Annotated in this window: 7 protein-coding genes and 1 pseudogene; 2 read left to right on the top strand and 6 right to left on the bottom strand. The window is 63.0% G+C overall.

Features of this window, described 5'->3' with window-relative positions; all coding sequences use genetic code 11:
• A partial coding sequence (locus tag EN914_RS17065) for a PAS domain S-box protein (protein WP_164778766.1) occupies positions 1-946 on the bottom strand: 946 nt, incomplete at its 3' end.
• A 67-nt stretch (positions 947-1013) separates the two neighbouring features.
• A complete protein-coding gene (locus EN914_RS17070) occupies positions 1014-1787 on the bottom strand; it encodes a response regulator transcription factor (RefSeq protein WP_174299078.1) in 774 nt (257 codons plus the stop codon).
• A gap of 46 nt (positions 1788-1833) precedes the next feature.
• On the opposite strand from EN914_RS17070, the gene EN914_RS17075 reads away from it, so the two are divergent.
• A complete protein-coding gene (locus tag EN914_RS17075) occupies positions 1834-2535 on the top strand; it encodes a response regulator transcription factor (protein ID WP_013529302.1) in 702 nt (233 codons plus the stop codon).
• A 72-nt stretch (positions 2536-2607) separates the two neighbouring features.
• On the opposite strand, the gene EN914_RS17080 is transcribed toward EN914_RS17075, so the two are convergent.
• Entirely contained in the window at positions 2608-2775 is a 168-nt protein-coding gene (locus EN914_RS17080) for a hypothetical protein (protein ID WP_081714257.1), read from the bottom strand.
• A 42-nt stretch (positions 2776-2817) separates the two neighbouring features.
• On the bottom strand, positions 2818-3150 hold the full coding sequence (locus EN914_RS17085) for a hypothetical protein (RefSeq protein ID WP_024503024.1): 333 nt from the start codon (positions 3148-3150) through the stop codon (positions 2818-2820).
• 353 nt (positions 3151-3503) lie between these two features.
• Here EN914_RS17085 and EN914_RS17090 point away from each other — a divergent pair, with 353 nt between their 5' ends.
• Complete coding sequence (locus EN914_RS17090) at positions 3504-3959, top strand: L,D-transpeptidase (RefSeq protein ID WP_013529305.1); 456 nt, start codon at positions 3504-3506, stop codon at positions 3957-3959.
• Between the two features lie 195 nt (positions 3960-4154).
• Here EN914_RS17090 and EN914_RS17095 read toward each other — a convergent pair whose 3' ends face one another.
• Both EN914_RS17095 and EN914_RS17100 read right to left on the bottom strand, forming a co-directional pair.
• A complete protein-coding gene (locus EN914_RS17095) occupies positions 4155-7238 on the bottom strand; it encodes an efflux RND transporter permease subunit (protein WP_013529306.1) in 3084 nt (1027 codons plus the stop codon).
• Positions 7235-7636 (bottom strand): annotated as a pseudogene (locus tag EN914_RS17100) (efflux transporter periplasmic adaptor subunit); the annotation flags it as partial. The gene EN914_RS17095 and the pseudogene EN914_RS17100, both read right to left, overlap by 4 nt.

A 7636-nucleotide genomic window follows, 5' to 3' on the forward strand; every position in this document is an offset into this window, starting at 1 on the left:
CCTCCTCGGCGCGCAATTTGTCGCGCAGGTCGCGGATGGAGCCGAAGATCAGGCGGCGGTCGGCAACCCGCATCTCGGTGGCCGTCAGCTCGATCGGGAACACTTCGCCGGCGGCATTCTGGGTCACCGTCTCGAGCCGCTGGCCGACCATCGGCGCGCCGCGGCCGGACATGTATTCGGCTCCTGAGGCATAGCCCTTGCGGTAGTAGATCGGCACGATCGTATCGAGCAGGTCCTTGCCGAGGATGTCGCTGCGCTGGAAGCCGAACATCTTCTCGGCGGCCGGATTGAATTCGATGATCGAGCCGGTCTCGTCGATGACGACAATGGCGTCGAGCGAGGCCTGCAGCATGGTGCGGCGAATGACCTCGCTGGCGTGGGCGTCGGAGGGCGAGCGCTCTATGGCGTCGCCGATGGCCAGCGCGATGATGTGCAGCGTCGCCTCTTCCTCGTCGGTCCATGCACGCTCGTTGATGCAGTCATTGACCGCCAGCGTGCCCCAGAGATGGCCGTGCGCGAAGACCGAGACCGAGAGGAACGATTTGATGTTCTGCTTCTCGAAATCGGTCCTCAGAAAGCCTTCGAGGTCGCGCGTATGACCGGCGAAGATCTTGCCTTGCCTCTCGTCCTCGGCAAGCCGCTCCAGCAGCGGGTCGGAATTGACGATCGATTGCATGATGACGGTCGGTGATGCCAGTTCGCCGCCGAAAAGAGGGTCGATCCAGTAGGCGGCGACGGATTGGGCGAAGCCCTGGCCGGGCAGTTCGCGCAAGCGAAACAGGATGCCGCGCTGGCAATCCATGGCCCGGCAGAGCGTTTCCAGTATGCCGTCCATCTCGCGCTGCCAGTCGCCGGCCTCGCGCAGCCGGCGAACGACGCGCACGGCCGCCATCGCCGCGCCCTGCCGGAACCCTTGCATATCGGTGCTTGCTGCTTCAGCGATCATCTTGTGCTGTCATTCCGGAGTCGCGCCAATTCGGCCGGCGAGCAACCACATCCTTCTGGCCCGGTGCTCAGTTGCCGTCGCCGGCCGGCAGCGAGAAGATATAGCCCTCGCCGCGCACCGTGCGCAGGAATTTCGGATTGGCGGGATCGGCCTCGATCTTTTTGCGCAGCCGCATGATGCGAATGTCGACCGCGCGTGACGATTCCGGATCTTCGGTGAAACCGATCGCCTCGGAGATAGCGGCGCGGGTCAGCAGCCGGTTGGCGCGGGTGAGGAAAATCTCCAGCACGTCGAACTCGCTCTTGGCCATGTCGATCACCACGCCATTGGCGCCGGTGACCAGCCTGCCGTCGAGATCGGCCTGGAAGGGGCCGAAGGCAACGGAACGGCGATCCGCCCCGGCCCTCTTGTCCTGCAGCTCTTTGGGCTGGGGAACCCGGCGCAACACGCTGCGCACCCTGGCCAGCACCTCGCGCAATTCGTAAGGCTTGACGATGTAGTCGTCGGCACCGAGTTCCAGCCCGACAATGCGGTCGAGCGCGGTGCCGGCCGCGGTCGCATAGATGATGCCGATCGGCAGTTTCGAACGCAGCCAGCGGCCAAGCGAGAGGCCGTCCTCGCCGGGCATGGCGATGTCGAGAATGGCAAGATGAAACGACTGCGTTTCAACGAGGCTGCGCGCGGCGGCCGCACTTTCAGCGGTGGCCACGTCATATCCGGCGGCGCCAAGGTATTCGGCGACAGCGTCCCTCAGGTCGGGCTCATCCTCGACGATGACAATTCTTGCCCGCACGATGCTTTCGCTCCCACTTTCAGTGGAAAGTAGATTGGGTATAAACATCATGTCCAGCACTCATATCGGGGTTGCCAGGGAACGGTTGGAAAACATGGCCGCACGATCCGTCATTGCGCTCGTTTCGGTAGCCGAAGTGGTCGCGACCGAACTCGCCGACCATCTTGAACGGCGCGGCCATGACGTGCATCAGGCACGCCAGCCCTGGGAGGCCGAATCGCTGCTGTCGGGAAAGGGCATCGACGTCGTCGTCGTCGGCGACAGCCTCAGCCAGGCGGAGGGGCGAGACCTGCTCAGACGTTATGGCGGCCAAGGAGGAGGCGGTGAGGGCGGACCGGATTTCATTCTGATCTGCCGCCCGGCCGATCTTGTCGACAAGGTGCTGGCGCTGGAGCTTGGTGCGGCCGACGTCGTCGAGAGCCCGCTCAATGTCCGTGAACTGGCCGCCCGTGTCGGCGGCCTGCTTTCGCGCCGCGGCAGGGGCACCCAGGAGCTGATCGTGCTGGAGAACGCGACCGTCGATCTGAGATCGGCGATGGTCATGCATCGCTCCGGCACGGAGGAACAGCTTTCGCCCGGTCAGGTGGCGCTGCTCAGGCTGTTCCTGGCCAGTCCGCGCAAGGTTTTGACGCGCGACGACATCATCGCCGCGGCGCCGGCCGAAAACGCCGATGCCTTCGATCGCTCGATCGATTCGCGCATCGTGCGGCTGCGCCGCAAACTCGACACCGAAACCATCACCACCATACGCGGCGCCGGCTACCGGTTCGATCCGCCGCGGCAATTCGCGGACTGATTGCCGGGCACTGACGCAGTCTCTGGTTTCGGGCATCGGATTTTCCATCTCCGGCCCCGGCGCTCTTGGCGCTCAGCGTACCAGCAGAAGCGATGGACCCACCGGCATGTCACTGCCCATGGTCAGCTCGCCAGCGTGGGCGCGGTCCCTGAGCAGCACGGTGGCAAGGCCGGCAAAGCCGAGCAGGCCCTGGGCGTAAAGCAGTGCGGAAAGCACCGAAACGGCAAATTTCGTTTTCATCGTACCAATCCAATTCCCCAAAATGGTTTGTTGCGGGTCGCTTCAGGATACCCCCGAAGCGCCCGCGCCGCCCACGGAACCCCCCGTCTCGGCGCGGGCCTTCGGTCCTCTCGGCAGCAAGTTGCCGGAGGCGCCGCGCAAACCCGTCAGCCTAAGGCCGACCCGCCAGAGGGCCTTTAGCCGGGCGATGCGCAGGCTGGAAACAATCCAGACCGTGGCGAAAAACAGTGCGGCGTGCAGGGTCGAAATCTCGCCTGAAGTCATTGCGCCGAGGCTTGTCAGCGGGGTGCCGGCAACCGTGCCGACGCCGCCGATGACCGCTGCCGCGATGCTGATCCTGAAAAGCCAGGACAGCGCGTTCGATTTCGTTCCCATGTTCGTTACCGGCTGTTTTCGTTGCGTCAACTTTGCTTGCGGCCCGTATCCGGATCATGCCGCTTGAAACCTCGCTTTGTTGCAGTTCGGTTTCGAGATCTACGGCGGTCCTTTCGAATACTGCTAATTCGCACTTTCGTTTAGCGACGGATACCCATGTTCCTGACCTTGGTCTTGCTAGGGTCTCGCTGGCGGGCCACCGACGGCTCTAATGGGGTTGGCGTTTGTTAACCAGTGGAAACAGATTCGAAACACAAATGAGCATTTTGCGAAATCTCTCCGAAACATGACGTTGGGATAAGCAGCCATCGAATTGGAGCCGGCTGGACCGGCAGAGAGAGGGGATTTTCTTCATGCATACCGCCATTTCCGCCAAGCTCATCAACATCGCCGCCGCCGCGCTGACCGGTGCCGCACTGCTGTTCGGCTCGGGCGCCGCGCATGCCGCCAACAAGATCGTGGCGCGCGTTTCGCTTTCGCAGCAGATCATGGAAGTCTCCGTCGACGGCCGGCCGACCTTCGCCTGGAAAGTCTCCACCGGCGACCGGGCCCATGTGACGCCGACCGGCTCGTTCAAGCCGACCCGCATGCATGAAATGTGGTATTCGAAGAAATACGACAACGCCCCGATGCCGCACTCGGTCTTCTTCAGCGGCGGCTATGCGGTGCACGCGACCTATGCGATCAAGCGCCTCGGCCAGCCGGCTTCGCATGGCTGCGTGCGGCTGCACCCCGACAACGCCGCCGATTTCTACCAGCTCGTCGAAACCTTCGGGGCGACCAACACCAGCATCGTCATCGTCAAGTAGCAGGCTGGAAACGGTGGCGTGGCAGCATGCTGCCGCGCCTCAAAGCTCCCTCCGGAAACGCTGCGGTATTGCGTACAGTTCAAACCGGCGGTATCGAGCCCAGCCAAAAAGAAAAGAGGCCGGGAATTTCCCGGCCTCTTTTCTTTTGTTTCCATCGATTCCCGCACATTTCTGGGCGGGACTCCCTAGACCGTCCTAGCTCGGCAGTGCCGGCATCAGCTTGGGGTCCGGCTTTTCCGCCAGATGAGGCAGGTCCTTGCTGGCGATGAAGGTGTAGAACATGGGCACGACGAAGAGCGTGAACATGGTGCCGACCAGGATGCCGGTGAAGATGACCAGGCCCATCGAATAGCGGGCCGCGGCACCAGCGCCGCTGGACGTGATCAGCGGCACAACGCCGAGCGCCATCGCCGCCGTCGTCATCAGGATCGGCCGCAGGCGCACCTTGGCCGAGGCGATGATGGCATCGCGCCGCCGCATGCCATGCTTTTCACGCTGCTGGTTGGCGAACTCGACCAGCAGGATGCCGTGCTTGGTTATCAGACCGATCAGTGTGATCAGGCCGACCTGCGTGTAGATGTTGAGCGTGCCGAGGCCCAGATTGAGCGGCACGATCGCGCCGAAGATCGATAACGGCACCGCCATCATGATGATCAGCGGGTCACGGAAGCTTTCAAACTGCGCCGCCAGCACCAGATAGATGACGACAACTGCGGCCGCGAAAGCGATCAGGATGGTGTTGCCCTGTTCCTTTTCCTGTCGCGATTGACCGGAATAATCGATGAAGAACGTGTCGGGCAGGCTCTCCTTGGCGATGTCCTCCAGCGCCTTCAGCCCGTCGCCAGTGGTGACGCCGGGCAACGGAAGCGCCGAAATCGTCGACGAATTCAGCTGGTTGAACTGCTCGATCGCCGCCGGCGCCGCATTGGTCGAAATCTTGACCACCGCCGATAGCGGCACCATCTCGCCGGTCACGCTGCGTACGAAATATTCGCCGAGCTTGTCGGGGTCGTCGCGGAACTCCTGCGGCACCTGCGGGATGATGTCGTAGCTGTTGGAATCGCGGTCGAACTGCGCCACTTCGGCGCCGCCGACCAGCAAGGTCAGCGTGCGGCCGATATCGGCGATCGGCAGGTTCAGCGCGGCGGCGCGGTCGCGGTCGATGGTCACCGTCACCTCCGGTGCGTCATAGGCCATCGAATTCTGCACGACGATGAAGCGGCCGGAGGCCTGCGCCTTGTTCTTGATCTGCTCGGCCACCTCGTACACTTCCGAGGAAGCGCCGGTCGATCGCACCACCATGGAAATGGGCAGGCCGCCGCCGGAGCCCGGCAGCGTCGGCGGTGCGAAGACGAAGGCCTCGACACCGGCCACTTTGGCGATACGGGCCGTAATGTCAGCCTGCAGTTCCTTCGAATTGCGCTTGCGTTCCGCCCAGTCCTTGAAGGCATAGCCGACGAAGGCGCTGTTTGTCGTGCCGCCGAAGGCGACGGCCGAGAACTGCGCCCGTGTTTCGGGAATATCCTTCACCAGGCCGAGGATCTGGTTGACGTATGTCTCGGTGTAATCGGACGTCGCATAACGCGGCGCCGTCACAATCGAGAGCAGAAAGCCCTGGTCCTCTTCCGGCGCAAGTTCGCTCGAGGTCTTGGTGAACATGAAGCCGGTGACGCCGACAAGCGCAAGCACGATGATCAGCGTCAACGGGCGATAGTTCAGCGATCCGGTGACGGCGCGTTCATAGACATGCTCGACGCGCGCGAAGGTGCCGTCGACAATGCGCTGGAAACGGCCCGGCGTGCCGGACTTCAAGAGGCGTGCCGACATCATCGGGGTGATGGTGATGGCGATGACACCCGACAGCACCACCGAGCCGGCGAGCGTGACCGCGAATTCACGGAACAGCGCGCCGGTCAGGCCGCCGGTAAATGCCAGGGGTGCGAACACGGCGGCCAGCGTCATGGTCATGGCAACGATGGCTGATGCGATTTCGCGCATACCGCTGAACGCAGCCTGCATCGGCGACATGTGATCTTCTTCCATGTGACGATGGATGTTCTCCACCACCACGATGGCGTCGTCGACGACCAGGCCGATCGCCAGCACCATGGCCAGCAGCGACAGAAGGTTGATCGAGTAGCCAACCGCGAACAAAAGGAAGCAGACGCCGATCAGCGACAACGGGATGGTGATGATCGGCATCATCACCGACCGGAAGGAGCCAAGGAACAGAAGGATGACGACGACGACGATGGCAACCGCCTCGCCGATGGTCTTGAACACCTCTTCAATCGAGGCGCTGATCTGCCCGGTCGCGTCGTAGACGACCTCGATCGTCATGCCTTTCGGCAGTGTCTCCTGAATCTGCGGCACCAGCTTGGTGAGCGCAGCCGCCGTGGTCAGCGGATTGGCCGCCGGCGTCGGGAAGATGGCGAGGAAGGTGCCTGGCTTGCCGTTGAACGAGACCCTGGTATCGGTGTTCTCGGCGGCGAGTTCGACGCGAGCCACGTCGCGCAACCGCACCACATTGCCGTCGGTCGAGCGCAGCGGCAGCTCGGCGAATGCCTCCGGCGTCTGCAATGTCGAGCGCACGGTGATCGAGGAGACGACATACTCGTTCTGGGTGTTGCCAGGCGCCGACAGGAAGTTGGAATTGTTGATCGCCGTCAGCAGTTCGGAGGCGGTCACGCCGCGCGCCGCAAGTTTGACCGGATCGATCCAGACGCGCATCGAGTATTCCTGGGCGCCGAAGATCTGCACGTCGGCGACGCCTTCGACCGTCGACATGCGCGGTCTGATGACGCGCTCGATATACTCCGTCAGCTGCTCCTTCGTCATGTTCGGATTCTGCATCGAGATGTACATCATCGCGAACTGCTGGCCGGTGCCCTTGACGATGACAGGGTCCTTCGACGCGTCCGGCAAAGTGCCGCGCACGCCCTGGACCTTGGACAGAACTTCGGTCAGCGCGACGTCGGGGTTCGAGCCGAGCTTCATCTGCACCGTCACGGTGCTGGAGGACGGGCGGCTGGACGAGGTGACGTAGTCGATGTTTTCGGTCGACGCGACGGCGCGGGCGATCGGGGCGGAAATGAAGCCCTGGATCAGATCGGCGCTGGCGCCTGGATAGGCCGTGGTGATCGTGATGGCCGTTTCATCGACCTTCGGATACTGCCGGATCGACAGATTGAAGATGCCCTGGAAACCCAGGAGCAGGATCATGCAAGCAAGGACCGTCGAAAGAACAGGCCGGCGAATGAAGAGATCTGAAAAGCTCATTGCTGGTCGGCCTGCTTGTTCGCCGATTTGGTCGGGTCGATGGTGTTGTCCACAACGACGGACATGCCGTTGAAGAGGCGGTTCTGACCGGCGGTGACGACCTCGTCGCCGGCCTTCAGCCCCTCGACGATCTCGACCATGCCTTGATTGCGGCGGCCGGGCTTGACGAACACCTGCGACAGCACGAGCGCGGGCTTGTCACCTTCCGCCGCCGGCTTGGCCCCATCGGCAGCCTTATCAGTTGGCTTTGCCGCATCGGCGGCAGGCTTGGCTGCATCAGCCGCCGGCTTCATGGCATCGGCCGGCTTGGTGTCCGCAGGCTTGGCGTCAGCCGATTTGTCGGCTGCCGGCGCAGCGGGTTTTTCCTCCGGCTTGGCAGCTGGCGCTGTCTCGGCGGG

Source organism: Mesorhizobium sp. M7A.F.Ca.CA.001.08.2.1, assembly GCF_003998455.1.
In the GTDB taxonomy this organism is placed as follows: Bacteria; Pseudomonadota; Alphaproteobacteria; order Rhizobiales; family Rhizobiaceae; genus Mesorhizobium; species Mesorhizobium ciceri.

Coding starts and splice junctions, on each gene's coding strand:
- EN914_RS17070 (WP_174299078.1), bottom strand. CDS start 1,787: ATGTTTATACCCAATCTACTTTCCACTGAAAGTGGGAGCGAAAGCATC.
- EN914_RS17075 (WP_013529302.1), top strand. CDS start 1,834: ATGGCCGCACGATCCGTCATTGCGCTCGTTTCGGTAGCCGAAGTGGTC.
- EN914_RS17080 (WP_081714257.1), bottom strand. CDS start 2,775: ATGAAAACGAAATTTGCCGTTTCGGTGCTTTCCGCACTGCTTTACGCC.
- EN914_RS17085 (WP_024503024.1), bottom strand. CDS start 3,150: ATGGGAACGAAATCGAACGCGCTGTCCTGGCTTTTCAGGATCAGCATC.
- EN914_RS17090 (WP_013529305.1), top strand. CDS start 3,504: ATGCATACCGCCATTTCCGCCAAGCTCATCAACATCGCCGCCGCCGCG.
- EN914_RS17095 (WP_013529306.1), bottom strand. CDS start 7,238: ATGAGCTTTTCAGATCTCTTCATTCGCCGGCCTGTTCTTTCGACGGTC.